General features: G+C 74.6%; 14 protein-coding genes. 5 read left to right on the plus strand and 9 right to left on the minus strand.

Annotation, left to right across the window (positions count from 1 at the left end; translation table 11 throughout):
* Nucleotides 1-118: 118 nt before the first annotated feature.
* The 3 genes from AC0VX6_RS23460 to AC0VX6_RS23470 all read right to left on the minus strand — a co-directional run bounded on the left by AC0VX6_RS23460 (nt 119) and on the right by AC0VX6_RS23470 (nt 3,110).
* Nucleotides 119-904 (minus strand): LOG family protein, encoded by a 786-nt coding sequence (locus AC0VX6_RS23460; protein ID WP_274974684.1) that lies wholly within the window; start codon nt 902-904, stop codon nt 119-121.
* Nucleotides 905-1,039: 135 nt separating this feature from the next.
* Nucleotides 1,040-2,104: a succinyl-diaminopimelate desuccinylase gene (dapE, locus tag AC0VX6_RS23465; RefSeq protein WP_274974685.1), complete on the minus strand. Its 1,065-nt coding sequence runs from the start codon at nt 2,102-2,104 to the stop codon at nt 1,040-1,042.
* Nucleotides 2,105-2,273: 169 nt separating this feature from the next.
* Nucleotides 2,274-3,110, minus strand: a complete 837-nt coding sequence (locus AC0VX6_RS23470; RefSeq protein ID WP_047870545.1) for a 2,3,4,5-tetrahydropyridine-2,6-dicarboxylate N-succinyltransferase — start codon at nt 3,108-3,110, stop codon at nt 2,274-2,276.
* A gap of 188 nt (nt 3,111-3,298) precedes the next feature.
* On the opposite strand from AC0VX6_RS23470, the gene AC0VX6_RS23475 reads away from it, so the two are divergent.
* Nucleotides 3,299-4,180, plus strand: coding sequence for a hypothetical protein (locus tag AC0VX6_RS23475; protein ID WP_274974686.1), 882 nt, complete (start codon nt 3,299-3,301; stop codon nt 4,178-4,180).
* A gap of 298 nt (nt 4,181-4,478) precedes the next feature.
* On the opposite strand, the gene dapC is transcribed toward AC0VX6_RS23475, so the two are convergent.
* Both dapC and fdxA read right to left on the minus strand, forming a co-directional pair.
* Nucleotides 4,479-5,585, minus strand: a complete 1,107-nt coding sequence (gene dapC, locus AC0VX6_RS23480) for a succinyldiaminopimelate transaminase (RefSeq protein ID WP_475466081.1) — start codon at nt 5,583-5,585, stop codon at nt 4,479-4,481.
* Between the two features lie 206 nt (nt 5,586-5,791).
* Nucleotides 5,792-6,112 (minus strand): ferredoxin, encoded by a 321-nt coding sequence (gene fdxA, locus AC0VX6_RS23485; RefSeq protein WP_013154907.1) that lies wholly within the window; start codon nt 6,110-6,112, stop codon nt 5,792-5,794.
* A 184-nt stretch (nt 6,113-6,296) separates the two neighbouring features.
* Between fdxA and AC0VX6_RS23490 the strand changes: the two genes are divergently transcribed.
* The 3 genes from AC0VX6_RS23490 (at nt 6,297) to AC0VX6_RS23500 (ending at nt 9,368) form a co-directional block, all read left to right on the plus strand.
* Nucleotides 6,297-6,554, plus strand: a complete 258-nt coding sequence (locus AC0VX6_RS23490; protein ID WP_248771979.1) for a putative acetyltransferase — start codon at nt 6,297-6,299, stop codon at nt 6,552-6,554.
* A gap of 235 nt (nt 6,555-6,789) precedes the next feature.
* A complete protein-coding gene (locus AC0VX6_RS23495; RefSeq protein WP_274974688.1) occupies nt 6,790-8,151 on the plus strand; it encodes a hypothetical protein in 1,362 nt (453 codons plus the stop codon).
* A 128-nt stretch (nt 8,152-8,279) separates the two neighbouring features.
* Complete coding sequence (locus AC0VX6_RS23500; protein WP_475466083.1) at nt 8,280-9,368, plus strand: site-2 protease family protein; 1,089 nt, start codon at nt 8,280-8,282, stop codon at nt 9,366-9,368.
* Nucleotides 9,369-9,567: 199 nt separating this feature from the next.
* Here the strand turns inward: AC0VX6_RS23500 and AC0VX6_RS23505 are convergent, their stop codons facing one another.
* Together AC0VX6_RS23505 and mshB are read right to left on the minus strand one after the other, a co-directional pair.
* Nucleotides 9,568-10,116 carry a hypothetical protein gene (locus AC0VX6_RS23505; protein WP_274974690.1) on the minus strand — a complete coding sequence of 183 codons (549 nt, stop codon included), beginning with the start codon at nt 10,114-10,116 and terminating at the stop codon, nt 9,568-9,570.
* A 37-nt stretch (nt 10,117-10,153) separates the two neighbouring features.
* Nucleotides 10,154-11,020: an N-acetyl-1-D-myo-inositol-2-amino-2-deoxy-alpha-D-glucopyranoside deacetylase gene (gene mshB / locus AC0VX6_RS23510; RefSeq protein ID WP_274974691.1), complete on the minus strand. Its 867-nt coding sequence runs from the start codon at nt 11,018-11,020 to the stop codon at nt 10,154-10,156.
* A 117-nt stretch (nt 11,021-11,137) separates the two neighbouring features.
* On the opposite strand from mshB, the gene AC0VX6_RS23515 reads away from it, so the two are divergent.
* Entirely contained in the window at nt 11,138-13,336 is a 2,199-nt protein-coding gene (locus AC0VX6_RS23515) for a S9 family peptidase (protein WP_475466085.1), read from the plus strand.
* 109 nt (nt 13,337-13,445) lie between these two features.
* On the opposite strand, the gene AC0VX6_RS23520 is transcribed toward AC0VX6_RS23515, so the two are convergent.
* Together AC0VX6_RS23520 and AC0VX6_RS23525 are read right to left on the minus strand one after the other, a co-directional pair.
* Nucleotides 13,446-15,338, minus strand: a complete 1,893-nt coding sequence (locus AC0VX6_RS23520) for a serine/threonine-protein kinase (RefSeq protein WP_475466087.1) — start codon at nt 15,336-15,338, stop codon at nt 13,446-13,448.
* Between the two features lie 47 nt (nt 15,339-15,385).
* Nucleotides 15,386-17,311, minus strand: a complete 1,926-nt coding sequence (locus AC0VX6_RS23525; protein ID WP_475466089.1) for a serine/threonine-protein kinase — start codon at nt 17,309-17,311, stop codon at nt 15,386-15,388.
* Nucleotides 17,312-17,543: the final 232 nt, after the last annotated feature.

The raw sequence follows: 17,543 nt of genomic DNA on the forward strand, positions 1-17,543 counted from the left end.
CCGGGTACGGCCGTCGCGGTCGGCCGCGGCCGCACCCCGCCGAGGCCACCGCGCCGGAGCGGCGCGCGGCCGGGGCCGTGCGCCGCCGTCCGCCCGGCGCCCCTACTGCCCGGCGCCCCTACTGTTCGGGGCCGGGGTGGACCTCCGACTGCTCGTGCTGGCGGTGGATGTCCAGGTGGGACTTGCGGATGATGTCGACCACCTCGTCGAGGTCGTCGGTCACCTGGACCAGTTCCATGTCGTGCGACTTGATGAGCTGGTTCTCCAGCAGGCTGGAGCGGATCCAGTCCCGCATCCCGCCCCAGAACTCAGTGCCGATCAGCACGATCGGGAAGCGGGTGACCTTGTTGGTCTGCACGAGGGTGGCCGCCTCGAACAGCTCGTCCAGGGTGCCGAAGCCCCCGGGCAGGACCACGAACGCCTGGGAGTACTTCACGAACATCGTCTTGCGGACGAAGAAGTACCGGAAGGTCACCCCGATGTCGACGTAGTCGTTGAGCGTCTGCTCGAACGGCAGCTCGATGCCGAGCCCGACCGACAGCCCGCCCGCCTGCTGGGCGCCCTTGTTCGCCGCCTCCATCATCCCCGGCCCGCCGCCGGTGATGGTGGCGTACCCGGCCTCCGCCAGCTTGGCGCCCATCTGGACACCGATGTCGTAGTAGCGGTTGCCCGGGCGCAGGCGGGCCGAGCCGAACACGCTCACCGCCGAGGGCAGCTCCGAGAGCAGGCCGAAGCCCTCCACGAACTCCGACTGGATGCGCAGCACCCGCCAGGGGTCGGTGTGCACCCAGTCCGTGGGGCCCCGCTGGTCGAGGAGGCGCTGGTCGGTGGTGGTGTTGGGGATGGAGTCGCCCCGGTAGGTGAGGGGCCCGGCGCGTCGTACGGTCTCTTCTTCTTCCGTCATGACGTAAAGCTATCCGCGTGGAACCTGCTCACACCTGAACCACACGTTTCACACGGGTGGCCGCAAGCGGCCTTTTCGCCGCCCCGGCCGGTGTCGGGACTGGCCACGGACCCGCCGACCGGGGCGCGGCGGGGCTCAGCGGGCGCCCGACAGCCAGGCGACCATGCGCTCCTCGGCCTCGCGGATGCGGGGGATCTCGGCGTACTCGTCCTTGGTGTGGGCGAGCGTCGGGTCGCCGGGGCCGTAGTTGACGGCGGGCACGCCCAACTCGGAGAAGCGGGAGACGTCGGTCCAGCCGAGCTTGGCGCGGGCACTGCCCTCCCCCACCGCGGTGACGAACGCCGCGGCCGAGGGCTCGTCCAGCCCGGGGCGGGCGGGGGCGGCGGCGTCGACCACGGCGACCTCGAACCCGGCGAAGACCTCGCGCAGGTGCGCCTCGGCCTCGGCGACGGACAGGTCGGGGGCGAAGCGGTAGTTGACCCGGACCACGCACTCGTCGGGGATGACGTTGCCCGCGACCCCGCCCTCGATGGCCACGGCGTTGAGGCCCTCGTGGAAGCGCAGCCCCTCCACCTCGGGTTCGCGCGGGGTGTAGGCGCGCAGGACGTCCAGGACGGCTCCGGCGCCGTGGATGGCGTTCACGCCCATCCAGGAGCGGGCGCTGTGGGCGCGCTTGCCCCGGGTGGTGACCTCCACGCGCATGGTGCCCTGGCAGCCGCCCTCGATGACGCCGTCGGTGGGCTCCATGAGGACCGCGAAGTCCCCCGCCAGCCACTCCGGGTGGTTGCGGGCCAGGCGGAGCAGGCCGTTGCGGGAGGCGTCGACCTCCTCGTTGTCGTAGAAGACGTAGGTGACGTCGTGCACCGGCTCGGCGACCAGGGCGGCCATCCTGAGCTGGACGGCGACACCGGCCTTCATGTCCGAGGTGCCGCATCCGTAGAGGCGGTCGCCGACGACGCGGGAGGGCACGTTGTCCACGATGGGGACGGTGTCGATGTGCCCGGCGACGACGACGCGGCGGGGGCGGCCCAGGTCGGTGCGGGCGACGACGGCGTCGCCGTCGCGGCTGACGCGCAGGTGGGGCAGGGCCGACAGGGCGCTCTCGACCGCGTCGGCGAGGACCTTCTCGTCGCCGCTCTCGGATCGGGTGTCCACGAGTGCGGCGGTCAGGGCCGCGGCGTCCGAGGTCAGGTCCAGCATGTGTCGCCCCGTTTCGGTGAGGTTGGAAGCCGTCGGACCGGGGGTGCCCCCCCGCTCCGGATCACTGTCCCCCAGTCTGGGGCAACCGGGTGTGCGACCGGAACTCACCGTGGGACAAGACGGGGCGCCCTCCCGTGCGGAAAGGGCGCCCCGGTCGGGTGCGGACGGGTCAGGCGTTGACGCCGTGCTCGCGGAGCAGGTCGTTGAGCGCGAGCTTGTCGTGCTCCTCGCCCTCCTTCAGGCGCCTGAGCACGAGCAGCACCGGCATGCCGAAGTCGCCGCCGGGGAAGCTCTTGGCGCGGTTGGCGGTGACGCACACCGACCAGGCCGGGGCCTCGCCGCGCGGGAGCTCCTCGCCGGTCTCGGCGTCGAACACGCGGGTGGAGGAGGTGAGGATGGTGCCCGCGCCGAGCTTGGCGCCCCTGCGCACGCGGGCGCCCTCGACGACCATGCTGCGGGAGCCGAGGAAGGCGTCGTCCTCGATGACCACCGGGGAGGCCTGCGGCGGTTCGAGGACGCCGCCGACGCCGACGCCGCCGGACAGGTGGACGTTCTCGCCGACCTGGGCGCAGGAGCCGACCGTGGCCCAGGTGTCGACCATCGTGCCGGAGCCGACGTGGGCGCCGATGTTGGTGAAGGACGGCATCAGGACGACGCCGGGGGCGAGGTAGGAGCCCCAGCGGGCGATCGCGCCGGCGACGACGCGGACGCCGTCGAAGCGGGTCTTGAGCGGCATGCGGTCGTGGTGGTAGAAGTCGCCGACGTGCGACTCCTTCATCTCCAGGACCTTGAAGCCGAGGAGGATGGAGCGCTTGGCGCGCTCGTCGACCACGACCTCGTCGGTGGAGGGGTCGACGAAGGCCACGCGGGCCTTGCCCTCGTCGATCTGGTCGATCGCGCCGATGATGGTCTCACGGGCCTCGGTGTGGCCGGGCGTGAGCTCGGCGCGGCTCTCCCAGAGTTCGTCGATGCGGTCGGGCAGCGGGCTGGAGTACGAGCTGGTCATGTGCACACACGTTAGCCGCTCGCTCCGGGTGCGGGGGCACGCCCTCCCCGAGGCGGCCGTCACCTCCGCGCACGGCCCGCCACCGCGGCGGGCGGCGGCTACAATGCGGCCGTGGCGCCGCGTGCGCCCCCGCGCGACGCCCCCTGCCGGTGCGGAGCGTTCACCTGTCGCCGACCCTTGGTTCACCCGTGCCCAGTAAGCGCCGGAGGCTCTCCGCCTTCGTCAAGATCCTGCTCTCCCTGGTCCTCGTCTGCGGTTCGCTCGTCGCGGGGGCCTACTACGTGCTGACCACGTTCGAGCCGATCGACACCACTCCCCCGCCCGAGCCCGGCTGCCGCCTGACGATGTCCGACGGCCGGTACCCGATGGAGAACGCGCAGGCCGCGAGCGCGGCCACGGTGGGAGGCGTGGCGTTCGGCCGGGACCTGCCCCCCGAGGCCGTGACGATCGCCTTCGCGACGGTGTGGCAGGAGTCGGCGTTCTACAACGTGGAGTACGGCGACCGGGACTCCCTGGGGCTGTTCCAGCAGCGGCCCTCGCAGGAGTGGGGCGACCCGGAGCAGATCCTGGACCCGGTGTACGCCAGCAGCTCGTTCTACGAGGAGCTGGTGGAGGTGGATGGCTGGAGGTCCATCCCGGTCTACGAGGCGGCTCAGGCGGTGCAGCGCAGCGCCGACGGCTACGCCTACGACCAGCACGAGCGCCTGTCCACGCGGATGGCCGAGGTCTTCACCGGCACGCAGGGGGCCGCGCTGACGTGCTGGTACGGCACCGAGGGGCTGGCGGACCTGCGGTCCGGCGAGGCGGACACCGAAGCCGCCCTGGAGGAGATGGAGCGGGTGTTCGGCGCCGCCCCGGCGGACCTGCCGCCGGACGGGGACGAGGAGCCGCGGACCGGCGACCTGGGCTGGGCGATGGCCCTGTGGGCGGTGGCCCACGCCGAGGAGTACGGGCTGACGTCGGTGTCCTACGACGGGCAGCGGTGGCGGGCCTCGGACGGCACGGACGACGCCGAGGACTGGGCGGTGGCCGACGGGGGCGACACCGGGGGCGGCCTGGTCCTGGAGTGATCCGGTGGTCCGGGACGGTTCGCGGACCGGCTCGGGTGGCGGGCCGCTTCGAGTGGCGGACCGGCTCGGGTAGTGGGCCGGTCCGGGTGGCGGACCGGTTCAGATGGTGGGCCGCGGAACGGTCCCGGGCGCCGGTTGCCGGACGCCCGGCAGCCCGGGCGGACAGGCGGGCACGCCGCATGGCACCGGGGCGGGTGGGCCCCCGATACGACAAGGGGACCACACCCCGGCACGCGGCGGCCACCGCCTCCGTCCGCCTGTGGACGACCGGCGGGGCCGCCCGGACGGCGGCCCGGCCTCAGGCCAGGCGCTCGACCGCGGCCTCGACCCGCTCGTCGGTGGCGGTGAACGCCACGCGCACGTGTCCGGCGCCCGCCGGGCCGTAGAAGTCCCCGGGGGCGACCAGCACACCGCGTTCGGCGAGGTGGGCCACCGCGCCCCAGGCGTCGTGGTCGGGGTGGGCCGCCCACAGGTACAGCCCGGCGTCGGAGTGCCCGATGCGCCAGCCCGCGCCCTCCAGGGCCTCACGCAGCCTGGCGCGGCGGGAGCGGTAGCGCTCCTTCTGCTCGGCGGCGTGCGCGTCGTCGTCCAGGGCGGCGCTCATGGCCGCCTGGACGGGCGCGGGGACGATCATCCCGGCGTGCTTGCGCACCGCCAGCAGCTCCTCGACCAGCGCGGGGTCCCCGGTGACGAAGGCCGCACGGTACCCGGCCAGGTTGGAGCGCTTGGACAGCGAGTGCACGGCCAGCAGGTTGTCGTGGGTGCCGCCGCACACGTCCGGGTGCAGGATGGACACCGGTTCGGCGCCGTCCCAGCCCAGGTCGAGGTAGCACTCGTCGGAGGCCACGATCGCGCCGCGCTCGCGGGCCCACTCCACGACCTTGCGCAGGTGCGCGGTGCCCAGCACCCGGCCGGTCGGGTTGCTCGGCGAGTTCACCCACAACAGGCCGACGGGGGCGGGGCCGAGCGAGGTCAGGCCGTCGGAGGCCACCGGGGTGGCCCCGGCCACGCGCGCGCCGATGTCGTAGGTGGGGTAGGCCAGTTCGGGGTGGACGACCGTGTCGCCCGCGCCGAGGCCCAGGAGCGTGGGCAGCCAGGCCACGAGTTCCTTGGAGCCCACGGTGGGCAGGACGGCGCCCTCCTCGACGCGCACGCCGTGGCGGCGCTCCAGCCAGCCCGCGACGGAGGCGCGCAGCGCGGGCGTGCCCCAGGTCTGGGGGTAGCCGGGCGCGTCGGCGGCGTCGGCGAGGGCCTTGCGCAGCAGGGCGGGCACCGGGTCCACGGGGGTGCCCACGGACAGGTCGACGATGCCGTCGGGGTGCTCGGCGGCCCTGCGCTTGTAGGGCGCCAGCCGGTCCCACGGGAAGGTCGGGAGCCGCTTCGCCACGGGTCGCCGCTCGGCCATCGCACTTACTCCATCCAGGTCAGGTCTGTTGCCACAGGTCACACAGGACCGCACGTCACACAGGAATCGCGCCGACCCCCGCCACGGGGGTCGGCGCGAGACGTCGTCCAAGCCGGGCCGGTGGGCCCGCGCACCCTCTGCGCCATAGGGGTGCCGCGGGCGTTCCCGGCCCCGGAGCGCCGGAACCCGCCCGGCGCGCCGCCGGGCTACTCGGCCTGCGGCGGCAGCTTGGCCACGAGCGGGTGGTCGCGGTCGATCTTGCCGACCTTGGAGGCGCCGCCCGGGGAGCCCAGGTCGTCGAAGAAGTCGACGTTGGCCTTGTAGAAGTCGGACCACTGCTCGGGGAGGTCGTCCTCGTAGTAGATGGCCTCCACCGGGCAGACAGGCTCACACGCACCGCAGTCAACGCACTCGTCCGGGTGGATATAGAGCATGCGGTCGCCCTCGTAGATGCAGTCCACGGGGCACTCGTCAATGCACGCCTTGTCCAGTACATCAACACAGGGCTGCGCGATGACGTAGGTCACGTCGTACTCCTTGTCTCACCCCCGCGTCCCACGGGGGAGGCGGGGATCTTCGCAGACTCCGGGCCGGGACCGGCGTGCGGGCGCCCTGGCCCCCTGTTCCCGGGCTCTGCAAGCAATTGGCACAGATGTCGTAGTCCTAGTATGACGGCGGAGAACACCCAGCGCACAATCGGGGGGCATTTCCTTGCACATGGGAGGACGTCTGGTCCACAGGATCTCTCCCGCCGACATCGGTCGGCGCGTCTCCGTACGAATACGCCTCCCCGAGGGCGGGTTCACCGATATCGTCGGTGTCGTGGAGTCCTGGGACGACGGCGTCCTCACCGTGCGCCGCCGTGACGGCTCCGCGGTGGAGGTCGCCGAGTCGACGATCGCCGCGAGCCGGGTCGTTCCCCCCGTGCCCCCTCGCCGCCGCGGCGGGAATCCGCCGCGAACGCCCTGAGCCCCGTGCGTTCCGGGTTCCACGGAGTGAGACGGCGTCCGCCCGGCGGGCGTCGCGAGGCGCGCAGGTCGCGCCTGGACAGTGGCATTCTTCGGGCCCTGCGGGGTAGAAAACGCACAGTTCCGCGGCGGGTCCAGCCGGTCCGCCGGGGAACCGACAACGAAGCATCGCGCCCCCCGGCGGCACATCCACGCGGAACGGGCGCCGGTACGCGGGGAGGTGGTGAGCGCCCGTCATGCGCGAAGCAGTAGCGTCCGCCCTCGCCGAGCTGGCACGCCGGGACGAGCGGGCGGCCGACATGGCCCGGTCGGCCCTGGACACGCTGGCTCCGGAGCAGGAGATCGAGAGGCTCAACCAGCACGCCGTCCAGCGGTTCTGCTGGTTCGAGCTGCCGGTCCGCTTCCACGACCGCGCCGAGGACCGGCTGTTCGCGGTCAGAGCCCTGAGCAGCCTCTTCGCCCTCCTCCAGCTGCACCGGTACGCGCAGATCTGCTCGGCGCCGGAGACCTCGGCCCTGCTCACCGTCTACGACGGCGACCACGCCGCGGGCCTGGCGATGTACGAGCGGCTCATGTGGGAGTCGGGCGTGGAGCCGCCGGACCTGCCCGAGCTGACCTGGGGGACGGCGGTCGGCGACGCCGAGATCGTGGCCCGCGACGAGACCGCGTCGGCGCTGGAGCTGGCGATCACCCTGGGCGACGTGCGCCCCGGCAAGCGCGGGTGGCGGCCCGCCCAGGAGCGGTTCGCCCGTTCCTTCCTCACGCAGCCGGACAACCGGGGGCTGAGCCACCTGGACCGCATCCGCGAGGAGCGGGTGCGCGCCTGGTTGAGCTCGTCCGCGCACCCGCACCGACAGCGCCTGTGGCCGCTGGTGGGCCAGATCATCGCGGGCGCCGACGTGCCGCGCGGCGCCGAGGCCGCGATGGCGCCGCTCCAGCGGCTGCTGGACCTGGCCGCGGAGGGGATCGCGCTCACCCAGATCGGCTACATCTCGCCGGGCGTGGTGCGCCAGATGTGCGAGGACTTCGGGTGGCGGACCACCCCCGAGCCGCCGCGCAGCGAGACCGACGCCACCCAGCTCATCGCCCTGCACCAGGCGCTGCGGGGGATGCGCGCGGTGCGCAGGTCGGGCCGCCGCCTGGTCCTGACGCGGCGCGGGCGCCAGTTGCGGGAGGACCCCGAGGCGCTGTGGCGGGCGGCCACCGAGACCCTGTGCCGCACCGGGGGCCTGGACCAGGCCGCGGCGGAGACACTGCTGGGCATGCTGCTGGCGCGCACCCCGCAGGGCAGCGGTTCGCACGCGCGCCGCGGCGAGTCGGACGTGGAGGCGGCCGAGAGGGCGCTGACCGAGTCGGGGTGGGTCCCGGCGGAGCCCCCGGCGCCCTCGGGCAGGCACGCCGCGTCGCACCGGCGCACCGCGGAGGCCGCCTCGGACCAGGTGCGCGCCCTGGTGATGGCGGTGAGCTGGCTGCTGGAGACCCTCGGCCTGCTCACCGACGACGACGGCGCGGGGCGCCGGGAGCTGACCGCGCCGGGGCGGGCGTTCGCGATCGCGTGCCTGCACCAGTCGGCGGTGGCGCCGCGGGCCGTGGTCTGACCGGCGGGCCGTCCCCTCCCGCGCCCCGGGCCGCCTCCTACCGCGCCCCTCATCGGCCACCCGCTGCGAACGGGTGCCGACCAGGGCCTAACCTGGAGCGCGAACCATCCGAGACCAGCAGGAGCACCATGCCCGCGCCCGAGCCGCCGCGCAAGGCGGAGACGACCGACGTGCCCGAGGCCGGCGGGGCAGTCGCCGACCCGTGGGAGCAGATGCCCGAGGACGCCCTCAACCGGCCCGACCTGGGACGGGACACCGAGGGCCCCGGCGCAGGGGGCTCCGGAACCGGCGCCCGTCCCCGGGACGCCGCGGGGGCGGAGGACGCGAAGGCCCCGTCCGCGCCCCCGGAGGCCGCCGGGGACGCCGCCCCGGACGCCTCGGAGGACGACGCCTCAACGAGCGGCCCCGACGCCGCGCGCCCCGGGAGCTGGGCGGACTTCCTGCCCAGTCCGGTGTTCGTGCTGCTGCTGGGCCTGGCGGGGTTCGCGGGCTGGCTGTCGTGGACCGCCGCGGAGCTGGAGTGGGCCGCCGAGGGCACCAGCGTCACCCCGCTGGTCCCGCCGCTGTTCATCCTGCTCTGCTGGATCGCCTCCCTGGCCGTGCACGAGTTCGCGCACGCGCTCGCCGCCTACCTGGCCGGTGACCGCTCCCTGCGCGGCAGCGCCTACCTGAGGCTGAACCCGTTCGCCTACCGGCAGGCCTTCGCCGGACTGGTCCTGCCCTCGGCCTACCTGGGCCTGGGCGCCTTCGGCATGACCGGTCCGCCCACCTACGTGGACTGGGACCGCATCCCCTCCCGGGGCCGCCGCGTCCTGGTGGCGCTCGCCGGACCGCTTGCCAGTCTCCTGGTGGCCGCAGCGTTCGCGGTCACCGTGTCCGTCCTGGTGCCCCCGGGCAACGACACGACCAACTGGGCGATCTCGGCGATGGCCTTCCTGTGCTTCGCGAACCTGACGGCCGCCCTGGTCAACCTGCTGCCCGTGCCCGGTCTGGACGGCTTCGAGGTGCTGGCAGCCTGGACGCGCGGCACGTGGGTCGCCACGGCCCGGGCCAACGCCCTGTTCGGCTCGGTGGCCGTGTTCGCGGTCCTGTGGTTCCCGGGCCTGAACGACCTGCTGGTGGACGCGGTGTACGGCCTGTTCGACCTGGTGCTGCCCAACCCGGTGTTCCGCGGCATCGCCTTCTACGGCGAACTGCTCCTCCAGTTCTGGGCCTGACCGGAACCGGGGCCGCGGGAGGCCCGTGAGGCGCTCGCCTCACGGGCCTCCCGCTTTTGAGGGTTGGTTCGGGCACCCACGGGGTTCTGGAGGTGGCGGAGGCGGGTTTCCGTGGGAGAACCGCGCCGCAGGCGTCCGCTGAGGTTGGTGGCGGGCGACGGGTGGGACGAAGCGAAGCGGAGGCCCGAGAAAGCACTGCCTAGCCCTCGCGCCAGGGCCGCGCCCTGTCGGAGGGCCGCGCCCGCCGGTAGCCCCCGGCGGCGGGCGGCGCGTCGGCTCCGGGCGCCGCGGCACTCGGGGAACCGGGCGGCGGGGCGAACGACCAGCTGCGGATCACGGCGAACACCAGCACGAGCATCACCCCGAAGAGGTACGCGTTGTGCATGATGTGGTTCGTGAGCACGATGTCGCCGCCGGGCATGTAGCCGATCATCCCGATCAGCGCGGCCAGGTAGCCGAGCGCGAAGGCCGCCGCCCCGGAGGCGCGGCGGCTGCCCCACGCGCACAGGCGGCACGCGCCGTACAGCAGCACCAGGAAGGCCAGCAGCCCGAACGCGCCCGCGGCTTGGACCGCCGTACCCGCGCCCCAGTAGAGGGTCAGCCAGCCCGCGCCGGTGGTGGCGAGCATGCTCGCCGCGGCGCCGAGCAGCAGCAGGACCACGAGGGTCGTCCCTGTCAGTACCGGTGACAGGAAACGGGCGGAGGTCTTGCCCTCGGCGGGCGGGGCGGTCTCAGGTGTGGTGGTCACAGCGACGAGGTTAGACGCTCGCTCCCACCGGTCGCGGTCACAGCCCCGCGAACAGGTCGGTCTCGTACTCCCCGTGCTGGATGCGCTGCGTGGGCCCCACCAGCAGGGTGAAGTACTCCACGGCGTCGATCTCCTGGGCGATGTCGTTGGACAGGGCGAAGCGCTCGCCCTCCACCGTGATCTGCGTGGCGTGGGCGCGCATCGCGAGCGCCTTGGCCGCCCAGTGGTCGGTGGCGTCCACGCGGGTGGTCACCGCCGTATCGGGGGTGCCCCGGGCGATGTCGGACACCCGGGCGGGCGGGGTGAAGGAGCCGGACTCCTCGCTCAGCCGCGCGATGGACTCCTCGATGCGCGAGACCGGCTGGGCGATCGCGTAGAGCTTGCGGACCTGCCAGGGCGTGCCGGGCATGGACCGCTCCCCCGCCCGGAGGAAGGCCCGGCGCGCGACCCTGTGCGCCTGGACGTGGTCGGGGTGCCCGTAGCCGCCGTGCTCGTCGTAGCTGACCAGCACGTGCGGGCGGACCTCGCGGATGACCTGCGCCAGGAGTGTGGCGGCCTCCTCCACGTCCGCGCCCCAGAACGCGCGGGGGTGCTCGTTGGTGGGCGCGCCCGTCATCCCCGAGTCCCGGTAGCGGCCGGGGCCGCCCAGGAAGCGGTGGTCGCGCACGCCGAGCGCCAGACAGGCCTTGTCCAGCTCGCCGATCCGGTGCTCGCCGAGGGTGTCCTCGCGGTCGGAGGCCAAGTGCGCGAGGTCGTCCGGGATGACCTCGCCCTCCTCCCCCAGCGTGCAGGTCACCAGGGTCACACCGGCCCCCTCGGCCGCGTACTTGGCCAGGGTGGCTCCGGTGACGATGCTCTCGTCGTCGGGGTGCGCGTGCACCATCATCAGTCGCCTGTCAGTCACGTAGCGAACGATACCGGTCGCATCCGCCCGCCACCTCCCGCACCGCACTCTCCACCGGGGGGCATCGGGCCGCCGTCCGGCTCCCCGCGCGGGTGCGGCATGGGACACAATCGGCCTATGAGCTTTCCTCGCCAACAGGCCCGCACGCAGCGCTTCTCGATCGGTGTCCCCCGCGCGTTCCAGATCTCGCCGGACGGACGGCGCGTCGCCTTCCTCCGGGGACGCGACGGGGTGGACAAGGCCACCTGCCTGTGGGTGCACGACACGGAAGGGGCGGGCACGGACACGGTGGTCGCCGACCCCCGCTCCCTGGGCGCCGACGACGAGAACCTCCCGCCGGAGGAGCGGGCCCGCCGCGAGCGGCTGCGCGAGAGCGGCGGCGGGATCGTGTCGTACTCGGTGGACGAGGCGTTCACCCGCGCGGTGTTCACCCTGTCCGGGCGGCTGTTCTACGTCGACCTGGTCGGCGACGACGCCGCTCCGCGCGAGCTGCCCGCCGCCACCCCCGTCGTGGACCCGCGCATCAGTCCGGCGGGCGACAGGGTCGCCTACGTCAGCGGCGGCGCGGTGCGCGTCCTGGACATCGCCGCCGCAGAACCGGACCACGGCGACCGCCCGGTGGCCGAACCGGACGGCCCCGACGTCACGTGGGGCCTGGCCGAACTGGTGGCCGCCGAGGAGATGGGGCGCTACCGGGGCTTCTGGTGGGCGCCGGACGGCTCCGCGCTCGCCGTCGCGCGCGTGGACGAGTCCGGGGTGAACACCTGGTACGTCTCCGACCCCGGCAGCCCCGCCCAGGAGCCGACGGCCCTGCGCTACCCGCCCGCGGGCGGCGCCAACGCCGACGTGCGCCTGGCAGTGTTCCGGGTCGGCCCGAGCGGGGGCGGGCGGCCGGAACCGGCCTGGATCGAGTGGGACCGCGGGGCCCTGCCCTACCTGGCCACGGTCGGCTGGACGACCGGGCCGGACGGCACGCCCACCGTGGTGTTCACCGCGCAGAGCCGCGACCAGCGCACGCTGACCCTGTTCAGCGCCGACCCCGCGACCGGCCTGGTGGTGGAGTCGCGCACCGAGTCCGACGGCGTGTGGGTCGAGCTGATGCCGGGCGTTCCCGCGTTCACCGGTGCGGGCGACCTGGTGTGGATCGGCCGCGAGGCCGGGGGCGAGCGCCGGGTCTACGTCGGCGACGCCCCGGTCAGCCCCCCGGACGTGTACGTGCGCGGTGTGGTGGACGTGGACGGCGACCGGGTCCTGTACTCGGGCTCGCCCGCCGGGAGCCCCGCGGACGTGTCGCTGTGGCTGGTCGAGCTGGGCACGGGCCTGGCCGCGCCGGTGGAGGTGCCCGGGCACGGGTGCAGCAGGTCCGCGGACTCGGGCGCGCACAGCGGCGTGCGCTCGGGGCGGCTGCGCGGCGACACGCTGGTGGTGCAGCACCGGTCGATGGACTTCCCCGGCGCGCACACGGTGGTGCTGCGCGGCGCGGGCACCGAGACGCGCCGGTCCTGCTCCGAGATCGAGAGCCTGGCCGAGGCCCCGGACCTGCCGGAGCCGCGCGTGGAGTTCTGGCGCGCCGGTGAGCGGCGGATCCCGAGCGCCCTGGTGCTGCCCTCCTGGTACCGGGAGGGGCTGCGCCCGCTGCCGGTGCTGATGGCGCCCTACGGCGGCCCGCACGCCCAGCGGGTGCTCAACGCGCGCGGGGCGTACCTGACCGCCCAGTGGTACGCCGAACAGGGGTTCGCGGTGCTCATCGCGGACGGCCGGGGCACCCCGGGCCTCGGGGTGGAGTGGGAGCAGAGCGTCCACCTCGACCTGGCCGCACCGGTCCTGGAGGACCAGGTGGCGGCGCTGGAGGACGCGTCGGAGCGGTTCGACTTCCTGGACGTGTCGCGGGTGGGCATCCACGGCTGGTCGTTCGGCGGGTACCTGGCGGCGCTGGCGGTGCTGCGCCGCCCGGACGTGTTCCACGCGGCGGTGGCGGGCGCGCCGGTCATCGACTGGGAGCTGTACGACACCCACTACACCGAGCGCTACCTGGGCACCCCCGGGGGCGAGCCGGAGGCCTACGGGCGCAGCTCGCTCCTGGCGGAGGCGGCCAAGCTGGAGCGCCCGCTGATGATGATCCACGGCCTGGCGGACGACAACGTGGCCTTCGCGCACACGCAGCGGATGTCGTCGGCGCTGATGGCGGCGGGGCGCCCGCACACGGTGCTGCCGCTGTCGGGGGTGACGCACTCGCCCTCGGACCCGACGGTCGCGGAGAACCTGATGCTGCTCCAGGTGGAGTTCCTCAAGGAGAACCTGCGCGGCGAGGGGTAGCCCCCGCCCCGGTGCCGCGCGCAGGACGGCGCGGCACCGGGGCGGGTCCGGCGGCGCTGCCGTCCCGGGAGCCCCTCCCGGGTTCCTCACGGGCGCCCGCGTGCGGCGCTCAGCCGGTCCCGGTCTGCGGGGCCGCCTCCTCCTGGCTGGCGGCGATCTCCGACTCCTCGGGGACCTCGACCTGCACGGGTCCGTTGAACTGGAGGAAGCCGACGGTCGTGGAGTGCCCGGTCATGAAGGCGCCGTTGACGCCCTCCTCCTCCGCGGACTCGTAGGTCTGGAAGTGCTGCGGGTAGCCGTCCTCACCGATCCACAGGTCGAAGGTGAGCTCCGCCTCCTGGCCCGGGGCCGCGGCCGACTCCCCGGCGTAGGTTCCGGTGTAGTGGTGCCCCGTGCGCCCGCTCAGGTCGATGCCCTCGGTCATGTCCTCGGGGTAGTCGGTGACGGGGGGCGCCGACTCACCCTGGTAGCTGGTCCGGCTCCCCTCGCCGAGGACGGCCCGGAGGGACTCCACGTCGGACGTCCAGCCCGCCCGGGGCCCCTCCTCCGGATCCCCCGGCGCGGGGCGGTAGTACGCGCCCTCGACCAACCCGACCAGGTTGGAGTCCGTGCGGGCCAGGACGTCGTCGGGCCCCTCGCCGATCTCCAGGGTGATGAAGGTGGCCGGTCCCGCGTAGACGCTCTGGAAGTACCTGGGTTCGGGGTCCTCGGTGTAGGAGTAGCTGGTCGTGCTCCCCGTGCCCATCTCGGCGTCCCTCGTCGCGGAGTAGGCCGTGAAGCTCGACGCGCCGAGGGCCAGCTCGACGGCCTCGGCCACCACCGCCTGCGCGTTCTCGGGATCGGCCAGCACGGCGGGTTCCCCGGTGTCCGCCGCGCCCTCGCCGCCGCCCGCCTCGTCCCCGGTCGCGGAACCCCCGTCGGCGGCTCCCCCGCCCGCGGTCTCCCGGCCGTCCTCGGGGCGCACGACCAGCCAGGTCCCGACCAGCGCGGCGGCCAGGACGGCCGCGGTGGCCGCGAGCAGCGGCGTCCGGCCGGACCGGCGGACCCGGCGGGGCGCGGGCGCTTCCACCCCCCGCCACTCGGTGGCGAGCAGGCCGGGGACGACCTCGGTGACCGGGTCGCCCTGGAACGGCTGGACCCGGGTGGCGTTCCAGCCGGAGGTGAGCTCGGTGACCACCTCGGCCGCCGTGGGCCTGCGGCCGGGGTCCTTGTCGAACGCCCGCCGCACCGGCTCCAGGAGTTCGGGCGGCACCCCGTCCAGGTCCGGCTCGCCGTTGCGGACCCGGTGGGACACCACCTCGGCGGACTCCCTGCCGAAGGGATCGCGGCCGGTGGCGGCGAAGGCGACCAGGCCCGCCCAGGCGAACATGTCGGAGCGGTCGCTGGCGGCCCGCCCCTCGTACTGCTCCGGCGCCACCCACCCCGGGGTGCCGAACAGGCCGCCGGTGCGGGTGAGCGCGGTGCCCTCCACCGCGCGGGCGATCCCGAAGTCGAGCACCTTCGGGCCGGTCGGGGACAGGATGACGTTGCCGGGCTTGAGGTCGCGGTGCACCACGCCCGCGCCGTGGATCGCGGTGAGCGCCTCGGCGAGGCCGACCGCCAGGGCGAGCAGGACGCCCCCGGAGAGCGGCCCGTGCCGCCGCACGTGCTGGCGCAGGGTCAGGCCGGGCACGTACTCGGTGGCCAGCCACGGCGTGTCCGCCTGCGTGTCGGCGTCCAGGAACGCGGGCGCGCAGGCCGCGCGCACCCGCCTGACCATCTCCACCTCGCGGGCGAAGCGGGCCCGGAAGTCGGGGTCGGCGGCGAAGTGGGCGTGGACGACCTTGACCGCGGCGCAGCCGTCGGCCGGGTCCAGGCCGGCGTAGACGGCTCCCATGCCGCCCGCTCCGACGCGGCCGACCACGTGGTAGCCGCCGATGCGTTCGGGGTCGGCCCCGGTGCGCGGTTCCACGCCGGGGGGAAGCCGCTTCCGGTCGAAGGCGGGAGTGGTCGCTGTGGTCAACGTGGGCCCTTCCTGGGGGTCGGGGGGTCGGAGGCGGTGGGCGCGGCTCAGGAGAACGGGTCGGACTCCTGGTACACGCAGCTGTTGACGGGGACTCCGTCGACAGGGGTGGCGTCGTGCGGGGCGAGTCCCGGCGAGTCGGTGAAGCCGGGGTAGGTCTGCTCGCGGCCCGGGTTCGGTGCCACGTGGCAGAAGCCGCCGGGGTAGCCGGGGGTGATCCGCTGCTCCTCGTCAAGGGCCTCGGCGGGCAGGTAGTAGAAGACGCCGAAGGTGACGGCGCCGACGATCGTCACGGTGAACTCGGCCACGGGGTCGTCCGGGTCGAGTTCGGCGAGCACGCCCCGGCTGCCGGGCCGGGAGAAGTCGAGGTGGCCCTGGTCGGGGGTGATCTGGCTCACCCAGGCGAAGTCGTCGCTGTGGACGTTCAGGCCGCCGAAGTCGGGGAGGTACTCGGCGGTGGCCGTGACGGTGACCGAGTTCGTGAAGCGCTCCCCGCGGGTGAGGGTCAGCCGCAGCTGTTCCAGCGCCTCGCCGCTCCCCTCCGCGGGTTCGAGCGTGCGGACCAGCTGGGCGCTGTCGCCGGGGACGGGCTCCACGGCCACGGTCCCGGTGGTGTACAGGTCCCGGTACTCGGCGGGGACGTCCTCCCCCGGGCCGCCCTGCCCCGCGCCGTCGGCGGCGCCCGAGGTGGCGGTCCCCCCGTCGGCGGTGGCACCGCCCGGTGCCACGGATCCCTCCTCCCCTGCCCCGGAGAGGGCGGTCAGCCCCGTCCCGACCAGCACGGCGAGCGCGAGTCCGGCCGCGCCGACCGCCAGGGGCCGCTGGTTGCGGCGCGCCCAGGAGCGCCGGGGCGGGGCGTGGAAGCGCCAGAGGTCGGTCCGGCCGTCGTCGGGGGCGACGGCGCCGGCCCAGACCCGGGCAACGAGCCCGGGGAGGTCCGCGCCGGGGTCCGTACCGGGGCCGGTGGCGCCGTTCCCGGGAGCGCCCGCCGGGGGAACGCCGCTTCCGGGAGCAGCCGCGGTGAAGGCACCCGCCGGAGCGGCACCGGCCGTGGGACCGCCCGCCTGGGCGCCCGTCGCACCGGAGGCACCCGCCCCGCCCGGAGCGGCGCGCAGCAGCGCGGCCGTCTCCCGCAGCGCCGCGGCCGCGTCAGGACGCCGCGCGGGGTCCTTGTCCAGGGCCCGCTCCACCAGCGCGCGCAGGGCCCCGGGAAGGCCCTCCAGGTCCGGCGGCTCCGCCAGTACGCGCGGCACCAGGGTGTCGGTGCCGCCCGCGCCGAACGGGTTGCGTCCGGTGGCGGCGAAGGCCGTCAGCCCGCCCCAGGCGAACATGTCGGAGCGGTCGGTGGCCTCACCGCCCGCGTACTGCTCCGGGGAGGTCCAGCCCGGCGTGCCGACCAGCCCGCCGGTCCGGGTGAGCGCGGTGCCGTCAACCGTCCGGGCGATACCGAAGTCCAGCACCCTCGGACCCCGCGGGGACAGGATCACGTTGCCGGGTTTGAGGTCGCGGTGCACCACGCCCGCGCCGTGGATCGCGGTCAGGGCCTCGGCCACGCCCAGCGCGAACGCGGTGAGGGCCGCGCCGGTGAGCGGCCCGCGGGCCCGCACGCGGGCGTCCAGGGTCGGTCCGGGGACGTACTCGGTGGCCAGCCAGGGGACCTCGGCACGGGTGTCGGCGCCCAGGAAGCCGGGCACGCAGTCCGCGCGCACCCTGCGCAGCAGGGCGACCTCCCGGGCGAAGCGCTCCCGGAACCCACCGTCGGCCGCGTAGACCCGGTGCACGCACTTGACCGCCGCCCGCCGGTCGGAGTCGTCCAGCGCCGCGTAGACCACGCCCATACCGCCAGAGCCGATCCGGCCCACCACCCGGAAGGGGCCGACGCGCCGGGGCTCGTCGGAGGCGAGCGGCCGCACGCCGGGCGGCAGGGGAGGCTGCGCGGAGCCGGGGTGCATGGGCGAGGGGGCTGCGCTCATGTGGCGTGGACGACCTTCTGTTGTCGGGGGTTCGGGTGGGGCCGGGGGCACGAACGGCGCCGGAGAGCGGAGCCGTCGGCGGACACCAACCTAGGACACGGCCGCGACGGTCGTGGTTCGCGCGCACTCCACCCGGTCCACTGTCTTCCCGTCCCCACCGTCCGCCTCGCTGGTTCCCGCCCGCACCACCGCCCCGGCCGGGACCGGAGTCCGCGGTCCATCGACACGGCAC

The organism is Nocardiopsis sp. iso_25 (assembly GCF_056173305.1).

Coding starts and splice junctions, on each gene's coding strand:
- AC0VX6_RS23470 (WP_047870545.1), bottom strand. CDS start 3,110: ATGACCAGCTCGTACTCCAGCCCGCTGCCCGACCGCATCGACGAACTC.
- AC0VX6_RS23495 (WP_274974688.1), top strand. CDS start 6,790: ATGCGCGAAGCAGTAGCGTCCGCCCTCGCCGAGCTGGCACGCCGGGAC.
- AC0VX6_RS23515 (WP_475466085.1), top strand. CDS start 11,138: ATGAGCTTTCCTCGCCAACAGGCCCGCACGCAGCGCTTCTCGATCGGT.
- AC0VX6_RS23525 (WP_475466089.1), bottom strand. CDS start 17,311: ATGAGCGCAGCCCCCTCGCCCATGCACCCCGGCTCCGCGCAGCCTCCC.
- AC0VX6_RS23460 (WP_274974684.1), bottom strand. CDS start 904: ATGACGGAAGAAGAAGAGACCGTACGACGCGCCGGGCCCCTCACCTAC.
- AC0VX6_RS23500 (WP_475466083.1), top strand. CDS start 8,280: ATGCCCGCGCCCGAGCCGCCGCGCAAGGCGGAGACGACCGACGTGCCC.
- dapE (WP_274974685.1), bottom strand. CDS start 2,104: ATGCTGGACCTGACCTCGGACGCCGCGGCCCTGACCGCCGCACTCGTG.
- dapC (WP_475466081.1), bottom strand. CDS start 5,585: ATGGCCGAGCGGCGACCCGTGGCGAAGCGGCTCCCGACCTTCCCGTGG.